Annotated in this window: 18 protein-coding genes; 11 read left to right on the forward strand and 7 right to left on the reverse strand. The window is 63.8% G+C overall.

Annotated features, from left to right (window positions below):
- Positions 1 to 334 precede the first annotated feature (334 nt).
- Positions 335 to 709: a PRC-barrel domain-containing protein gene (locus ACVWZ4_RS02040; protein ID WP_456739745.1), complete on the reverse strand. Its 375-nt coding sequence runs from the start codon at positions 707 to 709 to the stop codon at positions 335 to 337.
- A gap of 152 nt (positions 710 to 861) precedes the next feature.
- On the opposite strand from ACVWZ4_RS02040, the gene ACVWZ4_RS02045 reads away from it, so the two are divergent.
- The 6 genes from ACVWZ4_RS02045 to ACVWZ4_RS02070 all read left to right on the forward strand — a co-directional run bounded on the left by ACVWZ4_RS02045 (position 862) and on the right by ACVWZ4_RS02070 (position 4,297).
- The gene (locus ACVWZ4_RS02045) at positions 862 to 1,089 is read left to right on the forward strand and encodes a hypothetical protein (RefSeq protein ID WP_456702261.1); all 228 of its coding nucleotides are present in this window, start codon (positions 862 to 864) and stop codon (positions 1,087 to 1,089) included.
- Between the two features lie 87 nt (positions 1,090 to 1,176).
- On the forward strand, positions 1,177 to 1,728 hold the full coding sequence (locus tag ACVWZ4_RS02050; protein ID WP_456702260.1) for a DUF4142 domain-containing protein: 552 nt from the start codon (positions 1,177 to 1,179) through the stop codon (positions 1,726 to 1,728).
- A gap of 214 nt (positions 1,729 to 1,942) precedes the next feature.
- Positions 1,943 to 2,833: an SDR family oxidoreductase gene (locus ACVWZ4_RS02055; RefSeq protein WP_456705201.1), complete on the forward strand. Its 891-nt coding sequence runs from the start codon at positions 1,943 to 1,945 to the stop codon at positions 2,831 to 2,833.
- An 80-nt stretch (positions 2,834 to 2,913) separates the two neighbouring features.
- Positions 2,914 to 3,489 (forward strand): phosphatase PAP2 family protein, encoded by a 576-nt coding sequence (locus ACVWZ4_RS02060; RefSeq protein ID WP_456739746.1) that lies wholly within the window; start codon positions 2,914 to 2,916, stop codon positions 3,487 to 3,489.
- Entirely contained in the window at positions 3,486 to 3,833 is a 348-nt protein-coding gene (locus ACVWZ4_RS02065; protein ID WP_456737954.1) for a DUF3147 family protein, read from the forward strand. Before ACVWZ4_RS02060 ends, ACVWZ4_RS02065 begins: the two co-directional genes overlap by 4 nt.
- The gene (locus ACVWZ4_RS02070) at positions 3,833 to 4,297 is read left to right on the forward strand and encodes a DUF3147 family protein (RefSeq protein ID WP_456789956.1); all 465 of its coding nucleotides are present in this window, start codon (positions 3,833 to 3,835) and stop codon (positions 4,295 to 4,297) included. The genes ACVWZ4_RS02065 and ACVWZ4_RS02070 overlap by 1 nt, the downstream gene beginning before the upstream one ends.
- Here ACVWZ4_RS02070 and ACVWZ4_RS02075 read toward each other — a convergent pair.
- Positions 4,291 to 4,485 (reverse strand): hypothetical protein, encoded by a 195-nt coding sequence (locus ACVWZ4_RS02075; RefSeq protein WP_456739748.1) that lies wholly within the window; start codon positions 4,483 to 4,485, stop codon positions 4,291 to 4,293. The genes ACVWZ4_RS02070 and ACVWZ4_RS02075 overlap by 7 nt on opposite strands.
- Positions 4,469 to 4,627 carry a hypothetical protein gene (locus tag ACVWZ4_RS02080; RefSeq protein ID WP_456702255.1) on the reverse strand — a complete coding sequence of 53 codons (159 nt, stop codon included), beginning with the start codon at positions 4,625 to 4,627 and terminating at the stop codon, positions 4,469 to 4,471. Before ACVWZ4_RS02080 ends, ACVWZ4_RS02075 begins: the two co-directional genes overlap by 17 nt.
- A 172-nt stretch (positions 4,628 to 4,799) precedes the next feature.
- Here ACVWZ4_RS02080 and ACVWZ4_RS02085 point away from each other — a divergent pair, with 172 nt between their 5' ends.
- Complete coding sequence (locus ACVWZ4_RS02085; RefSeq protein WP_456702254.1) at positions 4,800 to 5,042, forward strand: hypothetical protein; 243 nt, start codon at positions 4,800 to 4,802, stop codon at positions 5,040 to 5,042.
- Between the two features lie 132 nt (positions 5,043 to 5,174).
- Here ACVWZ4_RS02085 and ACVWZ4_RS02090 read toward each other — a convergent pair whose 3' ends face one another.
- Complete coding sequence (locus ACVWZ4_RS02090) at positions 5,175 to 5,381, reverse strand: hypothetical protein (RefSeq protein ID WP_456702253.1); 207 nt, start codon at positions 5,379 to 5,381, stop codon at positions 5,175 to 5,177.
- Positions 5,382 to 5,716: 335 nt separating this feature from the next.
- A complete protein-coding gene (locus ACVWZ4_RS02095) occupies positions 5,717 to 5,911 on the reverse strand; it encodes a hypothetical protein (protein ID WP_456763580.1) in 195 nt (64 codons plus the stop codon).
- A 95-nt stretch (positions 5,912 to 6,006) separates the two neighbouring features.
- Here ACVWZ4_RS02095 and ACVWZ4_RS02100 point away from each other — a divergent pair, with 95 nt between their 5' ends.
- Complete coding sequence (locus tag ACVWZ4_RS02100) at positions 6,007 to 6,519, forward strand: DUF4142 domain-containing protein (protein WP_456737950.1); 513 nt, start codon at positions 6,007 to 6,009, stop codon at positions 6,517 to 6,519.
- 5 nt (positions 6,520 to 6,524) lie between these two features.
- On the opposite strand, the gene ACVWZ4_RS02105 is transcribed toward ACVWZ4_RS02100, so the two are convergent.
- Entirely contained in the window at positions 6,525 to 6,824 is a 300-nt protein-coding gene (locus tag ACVWZ4_RS02105; protein WP_456702249.1) for a hypothetical protein, read from the reverse strand.
- Positions 6,825 to 7,118: 294 nt separating this feature from the next.
- Between ACVWZ4_RS02105 and ACVWZ4_RS02110 the strand changes: the two genes are divergently transcribed.
- Both ACVWZ4_RS02110 and ACVWZ4_RS02115 read left to right on the forward strand, forming a co-directional pair.
- Entirely contained in the window at positions 7,119 to 13,415 is a 6,297-nt protein-coding gene (locus ACVWZ4_RS02110; RefSeq protein WP_456739750.1) for a HAMP domain-containing protein, read from the forward strand.
- Between the two features lie 13 nt (positions 13,416 to 13,428).
- Positions 13,429 to 14,922 carry an HWE histidine kinase domain-containing protein gene (locus tag ACVWZ4_RS02115; protein WP_456739751.1) on the forward strand — a complete coding sequence of 498 codons (1,494 nt, stop codon included), beginning with the start codon at positions 13,429 to 13,431 and terminating at the stop codon, positions 14,920 to 14,922.
- On the opposite strand, the gene ACVWZ4_RS02120 is transcribed toward ACVWZ4_RS02115, so the two are convergent.
- Positions 14,919 to 15,140 (reverse strand): hypothetical protein, encoded by a 222-nt coding sequence (locus ACVWZ4_RS02120; protein WP_456702246.1) that lies wholly within the window; start codon positions 15,138 to 15,140, stop codon positions 14,919 to 14,921. The genes ACVWZ4_RS02115 and ACVWZ4_RS02120 overlap by 4 nt on opposite strands.
- Before the next feature lie 142 nt (positions 15,141 to 15,282).
- On the opposite strand from ACVWZ4_RS02120, the gene ACVWZ4_RS02125 reads away from it, so the two are divergent.
- Positions 15,283 to 15,540: a hypothetical protein gene (locus ACVWZ4_RS02125; RefSeq protein ID WP_456702245.1), complete on the forward strand. Its 258-nt coding sequence runs from the start codon at positions 15,283 to 15,285 to the stop codon at positions 15,538 to 15,540.
- The last annotated feature ends 46 nt before the right edge of the window (positions 15,541 to 15,586 follow it).

A 15,586-nucleotide genomic window follows, 5' to 3' on the forward strand; every position in this document is an offset into this window, starting at 1 on the left:
CGGCCTGGCCGTGCGCCCACGCCGGGAGGCCTAACCGCAGCATTGAAGCATGGTTCCGCGGCTCGGGAGCCACGCCGCTATTCGTGATTGCATTGCGCAAAAAAGAAGCGCGTCACCGGGGTGCCCGCGCTTCACCAGCTCCGCGCACTCATCAGTGCGTGTTCGATTCCTGCCATTTCTCGAGGTCGGGCTTTACCTTGTCCGATCCCTGTTCTTTCTCCGGAGTGCCCTTCCAGGGTGTGTCCGTCTGCCTGTGCGAACCCCAGTCGGTCCGATCCCGGGGATCGTCAGTGGGCCGTTCCTTGCTCATCGATGTTCCTTTCTGCAGAAACGTTCAGGCGACGGGAACGCCGTAATAGGCATTGATCCCGCGCAGCGCAGCATCGTCGCCCCAGTTCCAATCGCTGGTCTCAGCATATTTCGGGGCGCCTTCGAGCGACTTGGCGGTGATGCCGGTGACATAGCCGCCGAGCTCGGTGTCGTATTTCAGCGATTGCCACGGCAGGGGATAATGGTCGTTGCCGAGGCCCAAAAATCCGCCGAAGCCGAGCACAGCGTAGGATACCCTGCCGTTGACCTTGTCGATCATCACACGTTCGATTGAACCGATCTTGTTGCGATCGGCGCCGTAGACCGACGTTCCCTCGACCTTGTCGCTGCCGATCAATCGGCCCATCTCGCTGCGGTCCAGCTCACCTTGATTCAACATTTCGATTCTCCACTCAGACAATGTGTGAATCAACGGGCTCGAACGGGCGATCGTTCCTGATGGCATCTGCGACCACGCAGGAACATCGCCGGGAACGCGCTGTTCTTGGTTTCAGCAAAGACGCCCGCAATGTCCCGGGAACGAGGTGAACCATGAGCGATTTTCGTGACACCCAGCATGGCGTGAATGACCCCGTCGGCGGCCTCGACGTGAAGCGGCAGATCAACGACAACCGCACCTCGCATGAGCAGGCGCAGCACCACGCGGATGTACGCGCCGAAGCGACGGCGACCCCCGCCGAACCGTTCCTGCCGGAACGGCTGCGCCGGAAGGCCACCGATCCCATCAACCGACGTACCGGCCGGAATCCGAGGGATTAGCTGATAGGAACCTCCGCCTCAAGGCGGTGTTGGTCGGCGCAACATCGCGCGGCCCTGACGGCCGCGCTCAATCTGGAGGGTCCGCCCGTGAAACGATCCATCATCGTCGCCGCCTGCGTGCTGCTCGCAACCCCTGCCCTCGCCCAGTCGCTCGGTGAGAAGACCGGCGTCAACTCCGCGCTGGGAGTCGCGCCGGCCACCGCTGACTTCGTCAAGGAAGTCGCCATCAGCGACATGTTCGAGATCGAATCGAGCAAGCTCGCCGAGCAGAAGGGCAACGCGCAGGAGAAAACCTTCGCGCAACAGATGGTCACTGACCACACCAAGACCAGCAGCGAGCTCAAGGCGCTCGTCAATGATGGCAAGGTGCAAGCCACGTTGCCGACGGCGCTCGACAGCTCGCACCAGAGCAAGCTCGACAAGCTCAAGAGCGCCTCGGGCAAGGATTTCAGCTCGGACTACAATTCCTACCAGGTCAGCGCACACGAGGACGCGATCTCGCTGTTCGATCGCTACGCCAAGGGCGGTGACAATTCCGCGCTGAAGGACTGGGCCGGCAAGACCCTGCCGACGCTCAAGCACCATCTCGATATGGCCAGGGAACTCGGCAAGGCGCCGAGCGTCGGTCAGTCCAAGTAATCTTTTTGAAGGGCCCCTCGAGGACGCCGGCTCGGCCGGCGTCCTTGCTTTCCCAGCAACGTTGCGGCTCCCGGCGCATTGAGATCGCGACATCGCGGAGAGCAGCATGGCCCAGCAAGACAAGACCTCACTATCCCGCCGGCACATCGTTCAGGCCGCGAGCGCCACGCTCGCTGCGGCCTCGCTGGCATCTTCGACAGCGAAAGGAAACACGATGGCCGAGCAGGACCTGATCGATCCCGTCACCCGCTATCCGAAGCCGCCGTTCAAGAAGCAGTCGCAGCCGTGGCCCGGTCTGGCCGGCAAGATGGAGCCGCCGCCCGACCACGGCGAGACCAGCTACAAGGGCTCTGGCCGCCTTTCTGGCCGCAAGGCGCTGATCACCGGCGGCGATTCCGGCATGGGCCGGGCTGCGGCGATCGCCTATGCGCGCGAAGGCGCCGACGTCGCCATCAACTACCTGCCGGCCGAGGAGCCGGACGCCCAGGAGGTGATCGCGCTGATCAAGAAGGAGGGACGCACCGGGCTTGCGATTCCCGGCGACCTCAAGGACGAAGCTTTCTGCAAGACGTTGGTCGAGCGGGCCGTGCAGGGCCTCGGCGGGCTCGATATCATCGTCAACAACGCGGCGCGGCAGCAGACGCGCGCTTCGATCCTCGACGTCTCGTCGGAAGATTTCGACGCGACCATGAAAACCAACATCTATGCGCCATTCTGGATCATCAAGGCGGCGCTGCCGCATCTCAAGCCCGGATCATGCATCGTCGGCACGACATCCGAGCAAGCCTATGATCCCTCACCTGATCTCTACGACTATGCGCAGACCAAGGCCGCGACCATGAATTACGTGAAGTCGCTGGCCAAGCAGCTCGCATCCAAGGGCATTCGCGTCAATGGCGTAGCCCCGGGACCGATCTGGACGCCGCTGCAGGTGTCGGGCGGCGCCACGATGGAGAAGCTGGAAAAGTTCGGCGGCATGACGCCGCTCGGCCGCCCCGGTCAGCCTGCCGAACTCGCTTCGATTTACGTGCAGCTCGCGGCCGCCGATGCGAGCTATGCGACGGGACAGGTGTATGGCGCAGCCGGTGGATCCGGGCAGCCATAAGGGAACCGGTGGGCCAGAAGATCCGTTGTCACACGAGCGTAACGCAACTGTCATGATGATAGCTCGTTCACATTGGATCAATGGCCCTCTTCACCGTAACACCGACACGCGTGGATAATGCGATCGCCACGGAGATCGCGAACCACACAAACGCGAAGCTGGAGCATGCAGCCGAGACGCTGACCTGGGGAGCCGATGAGCATGTCTTGATGGGGCTTGCCCTGGCTGGATGGGTCTATGCCCAGCTGCGCGAGCCCAGGCAGCGTCCGACCGCAAATCACATCGTGCTGGTGTCGCTGGTCACCGCCGCGCTGCCGCATGTGCTGAAGTCGGTGTTCGATCAGACGCGGCCGGATCGGCTGACGGCTCTGGGCCATTGCCACGGGGTTCCCTTGTCGGGGCGATCGCGAGATGCATTTCCGTCCGGCCACGCCGTCCACATGGGCGCCCTCGCCTCCGCCGCTGGCCTGCTTCCGACAGCGCCGCGGCGGATCGTTCGCGCTCTCGCCGTGGGGCTTTCGCTGACGCGCGTCGTCCTGCTTGCGCATTGGGCGAGCGATGTGCTGGCCGGCTTCAGCTTGGGCATCGCCATCGAGAGAATTCTACGTCCGCTCACGCTCGGCCGATCACGCATGGCGTCCCGGGCTCGGCGATGACCGAGTATCTCCTCCGCTTCATCGCCGGCGGCATGATCGTGTCAGCCTTCGCAATTCTCGGCGACATCTTGCGGCCCAAGAGCTTTGCCGGCCTCCTCGCCGCGGCGCCATCGGTTGCGCTGGCCACGCTGAGCATCGCCGTCGTCCAACACGGCCCCCGATATGCTGCGGCAGAAAGCTGGACCATGATCTATGGGGCAATAGCCCTCGGCTGCTACAGCCTCGCCGTCTGCCATCTCCTGATGAGATTTCATCTCGCGGCGCTGCCTGCGACCCTCGTCGCGTCAGTCGTGTGGCTTGCGGTCGCCTTCGGTCTGCTCGCGGGCCTCGGGGGCAACGCCTGATGCCGGTCAAACTATCATCGTCGGCCCTGAAGCAAAAGCGGTGGTACGAGTACGGCATTCGCTTCCTGCTGGGCGGATTGGCGACGGTTTTCGCGGGCGCCGTGACTGCACGCTTTGGCCTCGCCGTCGGAGGGCTCTTTCTCGCGCTCCCTGCGATCTTCTGCGCCAGCGCGACGCTGATCGAAAGCCATGAGCGCCAGGCCAAGGAGAAGGCGGGTCTCTCGGGGCGAAGGCGCGGGCAGCAGGCCGCAGCTCTCGATGCTGCGGGGGCCGGCTTGGGGAGCATTGGTCTTGTGGCGTTCGCCGCTACCTTCTACGCTCTTGTCGCGGCCAGCGCGATCGGGGCATTCGTGGCCGCCATCCTGGCCTGGGCGGTCGTCTCGGTCTCCGCATGGTTGTTGAGACGAAAGCTCCGCATCACTTCACGCAGCGTCCAGGCGGAACGCTCAGAGCGCGCTCAGTGAGGCGTGACAGGCTCGTCCCGCGGCATCAGAAAATCGTACATCGCCGCAGCAATCTGAAGCTGCTCGATGCGTGCGGCAACGGCATCGCGCTCACTGCCCTCCGACAGGCGCGACAACTCCTGCTCGAGCCGCAGTCTCTGTCCGTCGAGTTGCTGTTCGAAGGTGTGGGGCTCAGACCGCTTTCGCATCTTCCTTCCTCGGTGGCTGCAGGCCAGGGCTATTGGCCCAGCGCTCGACCTGATCGATGACCTTCTGGTGACTGGGACGGACCGGCTTTGATCCTTCCGGCTCATCGGCAAGCTTGCGGGGTAACCTGACTTCGTCTGTCATGGCCTATCTCCCTTTCCTAGAGAATGCGCCACGGCACAACTGGTTTCAATAATAACCCATTGATTTACTTGAGATTGTTACTCAGCTAGCGAACTTTCGGAGTTTTGCGGAACTCGCATCAAGTTCGTCCGTTGAGTAGGCTACTCAATCGGCTCAATTTGTGTGATTGACCATGAACGACCTTCGCGCCGAGCGCCTTCAGGTCATGCTGGCACCGGAAGAACTGGCCGCCATCGACGATTTCCGATTCAAGCACCGCATGCCGACGCGAGCGGCAGCAGTCCGCGAACTGCTCAAGCTTGGGCTGGCCGCGGCCGGCATCGACGCCGTCGCGGGCGTCAAGTCGAGCGATTTCGGCGTCTTCGGCCGGGGGCCCGACGGGCATGTGCAAAGCAACGGCGATTCCGAGGATTGATCCCGCGAACGGCAAACGGCCCCGGCACGGGGCGTGCCAGGGCCGCTCTTGGAAATTGCTTCCGGAGCACCGGGGGCATGTCACCGGAAGCAATCTGTCGACTCCTCGTCAGAGGAATCGTTCCTCGCCTGATTAGCCGCTCGGCGCCGCTCCGGAATCGTCCGATGTCATGCCGGAGCCCGGCGTCTTGGTGTCGTCGTTGAGCTTGGGATCGCGCGTCGCCTCACGCGACGGCGATCCCTTTTGGTCGGTCTTGTGCACGGTCTGCGCGCGCCGCTTGTCGCGCGGCTGCTCCTCCGCGCGGTTGTCCTTGATGATGCCTTGGTCGGAATGTGCCATGATGTCCTCTCGCTTCTTCCGATAGTCGAAGCGCCTACGCTTCGACGCGTCGAATGTTCCGAGGGAAGCGCGAGAGAGGCGGGCGCTAACTATGCGCCGAATGCACCGCAACGGATGCATTTTCGTGATGCACCTGGCGAACCGTCGTCACCGCCGCAAACGCGACCGAGACACCGAAGGCCAAGATGAATGAAAGAAGTGCCAGACGTGGAGTCATCGCGAAAACCTCCTTCTGGAAACAAAAATCAGGCGATCGACCGTTCCCGGATGATCGTAGATCGGCGCCGCCCATTCCGTGAGCGGCCTCACACGCAGATTCACGAAAAAGAGAGTGGTCAGGCGCTCCGGCTTTCCAGGATTCCAACCTTAAGGGGCGGGACTTCGCCATCGAGCCAATCCTGCTCCTTGGCCAAAGCCGTCCAGGCGTCCGCCATGCGCAAATAGCGCCGATAGGCGGGTTTCCCTTCCGAGCGCTCGGCCAGTTGCAGGCAGTTCTCGGCATTATCCCTGAAGATGTCAGACTGTTTCATGGACGACACGTGGGTACTGAACCCCTGCCCTGCAACCGCCGTTACGGGATCGTAACGTCCGCTGGAACTTCGCGCACCAGCGGTCATTGGTCCGCATGCGGATATTTATCGCCGTTGTCCTGGCCCTCATCAGCACCGCGGCGTTTGCCGACAGCACCGGCGAGCAAGTCCGCGGCGATCGCGCGCCGGATGCAACCGACGTCATCAGCGGCCTGTACGCGTTCAGCCGCTTCCAGCAAGGCCTGCTGGAGAGCACCGATCTCAAAGGCAATGCCGAGGTCAAGAACCTCGCCGCGCTCCGCGCCGATGAAGCGCTCAAGCGCGACAAGGCATTGAAGCAGATTCAGGACGCCATCGGGACCGAACCGCGCGTCAGCAAGACAAAAGCAGCCGGCGTCGGCATCGCCAAGCCCGATGACACGGAGGGACCGGCTTACGTCCGAAGTTTCTATGCGGCGCAGATCCCCGAGTATGAATCCGTCATCAGCCTGCTCGAACGCTATTTGAAGGTCGCCGACAATTCAGCCCTTGCAGCCTTCGCGCGCGACCAGCTCCCGACGCTCCGCTCCCAACTGAAGGATGCGGAGCGCACCATGGCCGACAAATAGCGGCCTTACTTGTTGTCCTCAGGATGAGGCTGCTGGTTCGTCGGCCGCACGTTGCGATCGCTGTCGGGCATTCTGTCCCGGCCGGCGTCGCCATTTGCATCCTTCCCGCCGGAGGTCGACGTGCCGCTGCCGCTGGGGTTCGACCGGGCGGCAGTCCCCGTGGTTGGCGAGCCCGCTGGCGGGGTGGCGGAGCTGGCCGCGGGATCGCCCGTCACGGCCCCGCGCCCGCTTGGCGCCCCGGTCTGGGCGAGCGCCGCCCCGGTGGCGAACAGTACGGCGATGAGAACGGCCAGTCCGGCTTTCATTGAGCTCTCCCTGTCTTTGCGAGCTAACCTCCCGGCCCGTGCGGGCGTTCCTGGGCAAGTAGACCCGGAGTTTCGGAATTGGAACAATCTTAACCCGTGCTAAGGGGAGAGAATTTTTACGTAATCCATTGGAACTCTCGGCAACCCTCGCGGTTACTTTAGCCGGGCTGAGCACGGCGAGTTCCAATTCCTCGCGTCGCAACCGTGGCGCTTGATTTCGAATTTGGCTGACGCTCTATTTGAACAGTCGCGTCACGCCATTGGATTCGGCCGGCGCCTGCGGGGGAAATGAGAATGAGCGACCTCGATTCCGGAACAGCATCACGCTCCGGTCGTCGCGTCCCAAAAGCCAAACCCAATGGCACCTCGGAGCCGGATTCCCGGGCCGAACTGCTGCTCGCGCTTCAGGCGATGCGCAGCGGCGATTTTTCGGTGCGCATGAGCGGCGATTATCTCGGCATCGACGGCAAGATTGCCGACACTCTCAACGACATCATCGCGGCCAACCAGCGCATGGCGCAGCAGCTCGAGCTGGTCGGCCAGGTGGTCGGACGCGAAGGCAAGACCCGGCAGCGCGTGAAGTTCGGGCTCGCCAGCGGCTCCTGGGCCGACATGGAAGGCTCCGTCAACACGCTGATCGACGATCTGTTGTGGCCAACCCGCGAGGTGACCCGCGCGGTCGCGGCCGTGGCGCAGGGCGACCTGATCCAGACCGTCAAGCTCGACGTCGAGGGCCGCCCGCTGCGCGGTGAATTCCTGCAATCGGCAACCATCGTCAACACGATGATCAAGCAGCTCGGCGTGTTCACCTCCGAGGTGACGCGCGTCGCGCGCGAGGTCGGCACCGAGGGCAAGCTCGGCGGCCAGGCCCAGGTGCCTGAGGTGACCGGCGTCTGGAAGGACTTGACCGAGAGCGTCAACTCGATGGCGAACAACCTGACCAACCAGGTTCGCAACATCGCCGAGGTGACGATCGCGGTCGCCAACGGCGACTTGTCCAAGAAGATCACGGTCGACGTCCGCGGCGAGATCCTTCAGCTCAAGGAAGCCATCAACACGATGGTGGACCAGTTGCGCTCCTTCGCTTCCGAAGTGACGCGCGTCGCGCGCGAAGTCGGCACCGACGGCAAGCTCGGCGGTCAAGCCATCGTGCCAGGTGTCGCCGGCACCTGGAAAGACCTCACCGACTCGGTCAACGCGATGTGCGGTAACTTGACCGCACAGGTCCGCAACATCGCCAACGTGACCACCGCCGTGGCGCGCGGCGACTTGTCCCGCAAGATCACGGTCGACGTGCGCGGCGAAATCCTCGAGCTGAAGGACACCATCAACACCATGGTGGACCAGCTCAACTCCTTCGCCTCCGAAGTGACGCGCGTGGCTCGCGAGGTCGGCACCGAAGGCAAGCTCGGCGGCCAGGCGCAGGTGCCGGGCGTCGCCGGCACCTGGAAGGACCTCACCGACAACGTCAACTTCATGGCGTCGAACCTGACCGCGCAGGTCCGCAACATCGCCGACGTCGCCACCGCGATCGCGGGCGGCGACTTGTCGAAGAAGATCACCGTGAACGTGTCGGGCGAGATCCTTCAGCTGAAGGAGACGCTCAACACCTGCGTGGACCAGCTCAATGCGTTTGCCGGCGAAGTCACGCGTGTCGCCCGCGAGGTCGGCACCGAGGGACGATTGGGTGGCCAGGCCAACGTGCTCGGCGTTGCCGGCACCTGGAAGGACCTCACGGAAAGCGTGAACTCGATGGCGTCGAACCTGACCGCACAGGTTCGCAACATCGCCGAGGTGACGACAGCCGTCGCCGGCGGCGATTTGTCCAAGAAGATCACCGTGGACGTGCGCGGCGAAATTCTGGAGCTGAAAGACACCATCAACACAATGGTGGACCAGCTCAACGCCTTCGCCGGCGAAGTCACGCGCGTCGCGCGCGAGGTCGGCACCGAAGGCAAGCTCGGTGGTCAGGCCCAGGTGCGCGGCGTCGCCGGCACCTGGAAGGATCTGACCGACTCCGTCAACTCGATGGCCTCGAACCTCACCGGTCAGGTCCGCAACATCGCCGAGGTCGCCACTGCCGTCGCCAAGGGCGATCTGTCCAAGAAGATCACGGTGAACGTATCGGGCGAGATCCTTCAGCTGAAGGAAACGCTCAACACCATGGTGGACCAGCTCAACGCTTTCGCCGGCGAAGTCACGCGCGTCGCGCGCGAGGTCGGCACCGAAGGCAAGCTCGGCGGTCAGGCCCAGGTGACGGGCGTCGCCGGCACCTGGAAGGATCTCACCGACAACGTGAACTCGATGGCGGGTAACCTCACGGCCCAGGTCCGCAACATCGCCGAGGTCGCGACCGCGATCGCCGGCGGCGACCTCTCGCGCAAGATCACGGTGGACGTTCGCGGCGAGATCCTTCAGCTGAAGGACACCCTCAACACCATGGTCGACCAGCTCAACCGCTTCGCCGGCGAGGTGACGCGCGTCGCGCGCGAGGTCGGCACCGAGGGACGTTTGGGAGGCCAAGCCAACGTGCCCGGCGTCGCCGGCACCTGGAAGGATCTGACGGACTCCGTGAATTCGATGGCCGGCAACCTCACCGCGCAGGTCCGCAACATCGCCGAGGTGACGACGGCCGTGGCGCGCGGCGACTTGTCGCGCAAGATCACCGTGGACGTGAAGGGCGAAATCCTCGAGCTGAAAAACACCATCAACACCATGGTGGACCAGCTCAATGGCTTTGCCGGCGAAGTCACGCGCGTCGCACGCGAGGTCGGCACCGAAGGCAAGCTCGGCGGCCAGGCCGAAGTGCCGGGGGTTGCCGGCACCTGGAAGGACCTCACCGACAACGTCAACTTCATGGCCTCGAACCTGACGGCCCAGGTCCGCAACATCGCCGAGGTCGCGACCGCGATCGCCGGCGGCGATTTGTCCAAGAAGATCACGGTGGACGTGCGCGGCGAAATCCTGCTGCTCAAGGACACCCTCAACACCATGGTGGAGCAGCTCCGCTCCTTCGCCGCCGAAGTGACGCGCGTCGCGCGCGAGGTCGGCACCGAAGGCCGGCTGGGCGGTCAGGCCGTCGTGCCCGGCGTCGGCGGCACCTGGAAGGACCTCACCGACAACGTCAATCTGCTCGCCGCAAACCTCACCACGCAGGTCCGCAATATCGCCGAAGTCACCACCGCCGTGGCGCGCGGGGACTTGTCGCGCAAGATTACCGTGGACGTGAAGGGCGAAATCCTCGAGCTGAAAAACACCATCAACACCATGGTGGACCAGCTCAACGCCTTTGCCGGTGAAGTCACCCGCGTGGCGCGCGAAGTCGGCACCGAAGGCGAGCTCGGGGGTCAGGCGCAGGTGCCCGGAGTGGCCGGCACCTGGAAGGATCTCACTGATACCGTCAACTTCATGGCGGCGAACCTGACCGAGCAGGTCCGCGGCATCGTCAAGGTGGTGACCGCGGTCGCCAATGGCGACCTCAAGCAGAACCTCACGGTGAAGTCGAAGGGCGAAGTCGCGGCGCTCGCCGACACCATCAACAACATGACCGAGACGCTCGCGACCTTTGCCGATCAGGTGAGCTCGGTGGCGCGCGAGGTCGGCGTCGAAGGTCGATTGGGCGGTCAGGCCGACGTGCCCGGCGCGGCCGGTACCTGGAAAGATCTCACCGGCAACGTCAACCTGCTGGCAGCCAACCTCACCTCGCAGGTGCGCGCGATCGCGGAAGTGGCGACCGCCGTGACCAAGGGCGACTTGACGCGGTCGATTCAGGTCGACGCCCGCGGCGAAGTCGCCGAGCTGAAAGACAACATCAACACGATGATCACGAACCTCCGTCTGACGACGGAGCTGAACACCGAGCAGGATTGGCTGAAGACCAACCTCGCAAAATTCACCAACATGCTGCAGGGCCAACGCGATCTGACCACCGTCGGCCGATTGCTGCTGACCGAGCTGTCGCCATTGGTGAACGCACACACCGGCGTGATCTACCAGGTCGAGAGCGAGGACAATCCGCAGTTGCTGCTGCTCGCCTCGTATGCCGGCGACGGCGTTTATCCCTATCCACGCGTGTTGCCGTTCGGCGACGGCCTGATCGGCCAGTGCGCGCTCGACCGGCGTCCCCGCGTGGTCGCCGACATTCCCGCCGACGTGGTGCCGATCAATTCGGCGCTGATCCGCGTCGCACCGAAGAACCTCGTGGTGCTGCCTGTGCTGTTCGAGGGCCAGGTCAAGGCGGTGATCGAGCTCGCCTCGCTCACCACGTTCACAACGTCGCAGATGACGTTCCTGGAGCAGCTGACGGACTCCATCGGCATCGTGCTCAATTCGATCGAAGCGACCATGCAGACCGAAGGCCTGCTCAAGCAGTCGCAGCAGCTCGCCGGCGAGCTGCAGACGCAGCAGCGCGAATTGCAGCAGACCAACGACCAGCTCGAGCAGAAGGCCCAGCAGCTCGCCGAGCGTAACGTCGAGGTCGAGCGCAAGAATCAGGAAATCGAGCAGGCCCGCCGCGCGCTCGAGGAAAAGGCGACCGAGCTCGCCCTGACCTCGAAGTACAAGTCGGAATTCCTGGCCAATATGAGCCACGAGCTGCGCACGCCGCTGAATTCGATCCTGATCCTCGGCCAGCAGCTCACAGACAATCCGGACGGCAACCTCTCCGCCAAGCAGGTCGAGTTCGCCCGCACCATCCACGGCGCCGGCACCGATCTCCTCAACCTCATCAGCGACATTCTCGATCTCTCCAAGATCGAATCCGGCACGGTGACTGTTGACGCCGAGGAAATCCTCACGACGAACCTGCTCGAGACGGTCGGGCGGCCGTTCCGCCACGAGGCGGAGAACCGCAATCTCTCGTTCAAGATCGACGTCGATCCGAACCTGGCGCGCAGCATCGTCACCGACTCCAAGCGCTTGCAGCAGGTGTTGAAGAACCTGCTCTCCAACGCCTTCAAGTTCACCGCCGAAGGCGAGGTACGGCTGAAGGTCGCCGGCGCGCTCGGCGGCTGGAGCACGGATCATCCGGTGCTGAACTCTGCGCCGGCCGTCATCGCCTTCGAGGTCTCCGATACCGGGATCGGCATTCCGCCCGAGAAACAAAAGCTGATCTTCGAGGCGTTCCAGCAGGCGGATGCCGGCACCAGCCGCAAATACGGCGGCACCGGTCTCGGCCTTGCCATCAGCCGCGAGCTCGCGAGCCTGCTCGGGGGCGAGATCCATCTGCGCAGCTCCCCGGGCATAGGCTCGACCTTCACGCTGTATCTGCCGCTGAAATATTCGGGCCCGACATTGGCGCCCCGCGCGACGCCGGCACCGCAGCAATACAATCAGACGCCGGCGCTTCAGCCGATCGCCGCTGCGCCCGAACGCGTCATCGAGCAGCTACCCGACGACCGGCTCAATCTCGAACCCGGCGACAGCATCCTCCTGATCGTCGAGGACGATCCGCACTATGCCCGCATCCTGGTGGATCTTGCACGCGACAAGGGGTTCAAGGTGCTCGTGGCCGCGCGCGGCGCCGAAGCGCTCGAGCTTGCCAAGCAATACCAGCCGAGCGCCGTTTCACTGGACGTGTTCCTGCCCGACATGCTCGGCTGGACGGTGTTGAGCCAGCTCAAGCACAACCCGCTGACGCGCCACATTCCCGTGCAGATCATTACCCTCGACGAGGACCGCCAGCATGCGCTGGCCCGCGGCGCGTTCTCCTTCGTCAACAAGCCGACGACGACCGAGGGCGTCGCCGCGGCGCTGACCCAAATCAAGGAATATGCGCGTCCCAGGCGCAAGCGGCTCCTGATCGTCGAGGACAACGCAGCCGAGCAGCTGTCGATCCGGGAGCTGCTGCATCACGACGACATCGAGATCGTCACCACCGACACCGGTGCCGGCGCACTCTCGACGCTGCGCGAGGTGCCCTGCGATTGCGTGGTGCTCGATCTCAGGCTGCCCGACATGAGCGGCTTCGAGGTGCTGGACCAGATCCGTCGCGACGATGCGCTGTCGAACGTTCCCGTGGTGGTGTTCACCGGCCGTGAACTCTCCGCGGAAGAGGATGCCGAACTCCACACCATGGCGCGCAGCATCGTGGTCAAGGGCGTGGAATCGCCCGAGCGCCTGCTCGACGAGACTGCGTTGTTCCTGCATCGCGTGATCACGGAGCTGCCGGTCGAGAAGCAGCGCATGCTGGAGAAGCTGAATAGTTCCGACGAGGATCTGATCGGCAAGACCGCACTGCTCGTCGACGACGATGCCCGCAACATCTTCGCGCTATCGAGCGTGCTGGAGCGCCGCGGCATGAAAGTGCTGACGGCGACCACCGGCCGCGAGGCGGTGACGCTGGTCGAATCCAACCCTGAAATCGCCATCGTGCTCATGGACATCATGATGCCGCAGATGGATGGCTATCAGACCATCGGCGTGATCCGGGAGAACCCGTCGTTCCTGCGCCTGCCGATCATCGCGCTGACGGCGAAGGCGATGAAGGGCGACCGCGAAAAATGCCTGGAGGCCGGCGCCTCGGATTATCTGGCAAAGCCCGTCAATACCGATCAATTGCTGCTTGCAATCCGCATGTGGCTGCATCGCTGAGTGGGATCCGCGAATGGACCATGAAAAGGTCAATATCCTCCTCGTCGACGACCAGCCGGCCAAGCTGCTTGCTTACGAGGTGATCCTGAAGGAACTCGGCGAGAACCTCGTGATCGCCTCGTCAGGCCGCGAGGCGCTGGAGGTGCTGCTCAAGACCGAGATCGCGGTGATCCTGGTCGACGTCTGCATGCCCGAGCTCGATGGCTTCGAGCTCGCCGCGATGATCCGCGAGCATCCGCGCTTCCAGAAGACTGCGATGATCTTCATCTCGGCGATTCAAGTCAGCGACATCGACCGCTTGCGCGGCTACGAGATGGGCGCGGTCGACTACGTGCCGGTGCCTGTCATACCGGAGGTGCTGCGTGCCAAGGTCAAGGTGTTTGCCGAGCTGTACCGCAAGACGCGCGAGCTCGAACGGCTGAACCAGGATCTCGAGGATCGCGTCCGCGCCCGCACGGCTGAGCTCGAGAATTCCACCGCAAAGCTGCGCGAGAGCGAAGAGCGTCGCAGCATGGCGATCGCTGCCGGCAAGATGGGATCCTGGGATTGGGATTGGATCAACGGCGACTGGATGTGGGACGAGGGCCAGTACCGCATTTTCGGCGTGACGCCGGAGACCTTCAACGTCACCTCGGCCAGCGTCCAGGCACTGCTGCATCCCGACGACGCCGACCAGTTCAGCCGGGCCATTGCCGCCTTCAACACCGGCTCTCACGCCTATGAAGGCGAGTTTCGTATTCGCCGGCCTGATGGCGAGGTGCGCTGGTGCGTCGGCACGGCGGCCGCAACCGTCGATCCCAACGGCCGCGTCGTGCGGGTGAGCGGCGTCACGGTCGACATCACCGAACGCAAGCGCGCCGAGGAGCGACAGAACCTGCTGGCGCGCGAGGTCGATCATCGCGCCAAGAACGCACTCGCGCTCGCACAGTCGATCGTGCGCCTGACCCGCGCCGACGAGGTCAAGGCTTATGTCAACGCGGTCGAGGGCCGCATCAACGCGCTCGCGCGCGTGCACACCATCCTGTCGCTGTCGAGCTGGCGGGGCGCCGAGCTATCGAGGCTGATCGAGGAGGAGCTTGCACCCTACTCGGTGGGCGGACAGATCAAGTTTGCGGGCCCGGAGGTGCAATTGCTGCCGGCGACGGCGCAGACACTGGCGCTGGCGCTGCACGAGCTCTTCACCAATTCGGCGAAGTATGGCGCGCTCTCGACACGGTCGGGACGGCTCACGATCGGCTGGCAGGCCGAGAACGATCTCCTCACCTTGACTTGGGAAGAAACCGGCGGTCCCCGGGTCAGAGCGCCGAAAGCGCGTGGCTTCGGAACGAGAAGCCTGCTGGCCAGTGTGGAATCCCAACTCGGCGGACAGGCGCAATTTGATTGGCGTCCGGAGGGCCTGTTGTGCCGCCTCGACGTTCCGTTGACGCGCAAGAGCGCGGCAACATCGGAAGCGCAGGACAAGTTCGAAGCCAGCGACTCTCTGGAGCTTCAGCGCGCCTCCGGTTAACGCGACGCAGCGAGTTTCAATCGCGGCATCGGCCGCGGCTCGTCGGCGACGCGCCCCTCGAGCCAGGCTTCCGTCTGCGCAAGATCGCGCAAGGCCGTCGCATAACGGCGGGCGGCGCTGCGCTCGGCACCGCGCGGCAGCTTGCGCGCCTTGCGCAGCATGTCGGCCGCCGCGTTACGGTACGCCAACGAGCGATAGAGAAAGACCACTTTACCCATATCAAATGTTCCCGTGTTGACGGTGATCCATCTTCGCAAGGCCCGGATGAACGCCGGATGAAGCGGGTCGTGACAATTCTTTCACGGGGCTGGAACCCGCGATCGCCGCTCGCGTTTGCCTGCCAGTTCGAGCGGCAGAGCCATGCGCGCAAAAAAATCGTCAAGCCTCATCTCTTCCACCGGCATCATCAAGTTGATGACGCACGCGATGATGGGCGCGGCACTCGGTCTTGCATTCACGCTCGCGCTCATCCTGGCCAATCCTGCGGTCGCCGAGTTGCTGAACCAGAGCGGGCGTTCGGCGGCATTCGTTTTTGCCGCGACTCTGGTGACGACGTTTGCGATTGGCGCAGCGCTGACGGGAATTGTATTCATCCTCAGCGAGGACAAGCAATCTTGACACTTTGTTCGGAACTCCTGCGACCGAAAGCGGTTGGCTGCCTGCG

It is taken from the genome of Bradyrhizobium sp. USDA 4472 (assembly GCF_054058595.1).

Excerpts from the sequence above, each read along its gene's own strand:
- ACVWZ4_RS02040 (WP_456739745.1), bottom strand. The coding sequence starts at position 709 with ATGTTGAATCAAGGTGAGCTGGACCGCAGCGAGATGGGCCGATTGATC.
- ACVWZ4_RS02045 (WP_456702261.1), top strand. The coding sequence starts at position 862 with ATGAGCGATTTTCGTGACACCCAGCATGGCGTGAATGACCCCGTCGGC.
- ACVWZ4_RS02055 (WP_456705201.1), top strand. The coding sequence starts at position 1,943 with ATGGCCGAGCAGGACCTGATCGATCCCGTCACCCGCTATCCGAAGCCG.
- ACVWZ4_RS02060 (WP_456739746.1), top strand. The coding sequence starts at position 2,914 with ATGGCCCTCTTCACCGTAACACCGACACGCGTGGATAATGCGATCGCC.
- ACVWZ4_RS02065 (WP_456737954.1), top strand. The coding sequence starts at position 3,486 with ATGACCGAGTATCTCCTCCGCTTCATCGCCGGCGGCATGATCGTGTCA.
- ACVWZ4_RS02070 (WP_456789956.1), top strand. The coding sequence starts at position 3,833 with ATGCCGGTCAAACTATCATCGTCGGCCCTGAAGCAAAAGCGGTGGTAC.
- ACVWZ4_RS02075 (WP_456739748.1), bottom strand. The coding sequence starts at position 4,485 with ATGCGAAAGCGGTCTGAGCCCCACACCTTCGAACAGCAACTCGACGGA.
- ACVWZ4_RS02080 (WP_456702255.1), bottom strand. The coding sequence starts at position 4,627 with ATGACAGACGAAGTCAGGTTACCCCGCAAGCTTGCCGATGAGCCGGAA.
- ACVWZ4_RS02085 (WP_456702254.1), top strand. The coding sequence starts at position 4,800 with ATGAACGACCTTCGCGCCGAGCGCCTTCAGGTCATGCTGGCACCGGAA.
- ACVWZ4_RS02090 (WP_456702253.1), bottom strand. The coding sequence starts at position 5,381 with ATGGCACATTCCGACCAAGGCATCATCAAGGACAACCGCGCGGAGGAG.
- ACVWZ4_RS02095 (WP_456763580.1), bottom strand. The coding sequence starts at position 5,911 with ATGAAACAGTCTGACATCTTCAGGGATAATGCCGAGAACTGCCTGCAA.
- ACVWZ4_RS02100 (WP_456737950.1), top strand. The coding sequence starts at position 6,007 with ATGCGGATATTTATCGCCGTTGTCCTGGCCCTCATCAGCACCGCGGCG.
- ACVWZ4_RS02105 (WP_456702249.1), bottom strand. The coding sequence starts at position 6,824 with ATGAAAGCCGGACTGGCCGTTCTCATCGCCGTACTGTTCGCCACCGGG.
- ACVWZ4_RS02110 (WP_456739750.1), top strand. The coding sequence starts at position 7,119 with ATGAGCGACCTCGATTCCGGAACAGCATCACGCTCCGGTCGTCGCGTC.
- ACVWZ4_RS02115 (WP_456739751.1), top strand. The coding sequence starts at position 13,429 with ATGGACCATGAAAAGGTCAATATCCTCCTCGTCGACGACCAGCCGGCC.
- ACVWZ4_RS02120 (WP_456702246.1), bottom strand. The coding sequence starts at position 15,140 with ATGGGTAAAGTGGTCTTTCTCTATCGCTCGTTGGCGTACCGTAACGCG.
- ACVWZ4_RS02125 (WP_456702245.1), top strand. The coding sequence starts at position 15,283 with ATGCGCGCAAAAAAATCGTCAAGCCTCATCTCTTCCACCGGCATCATC.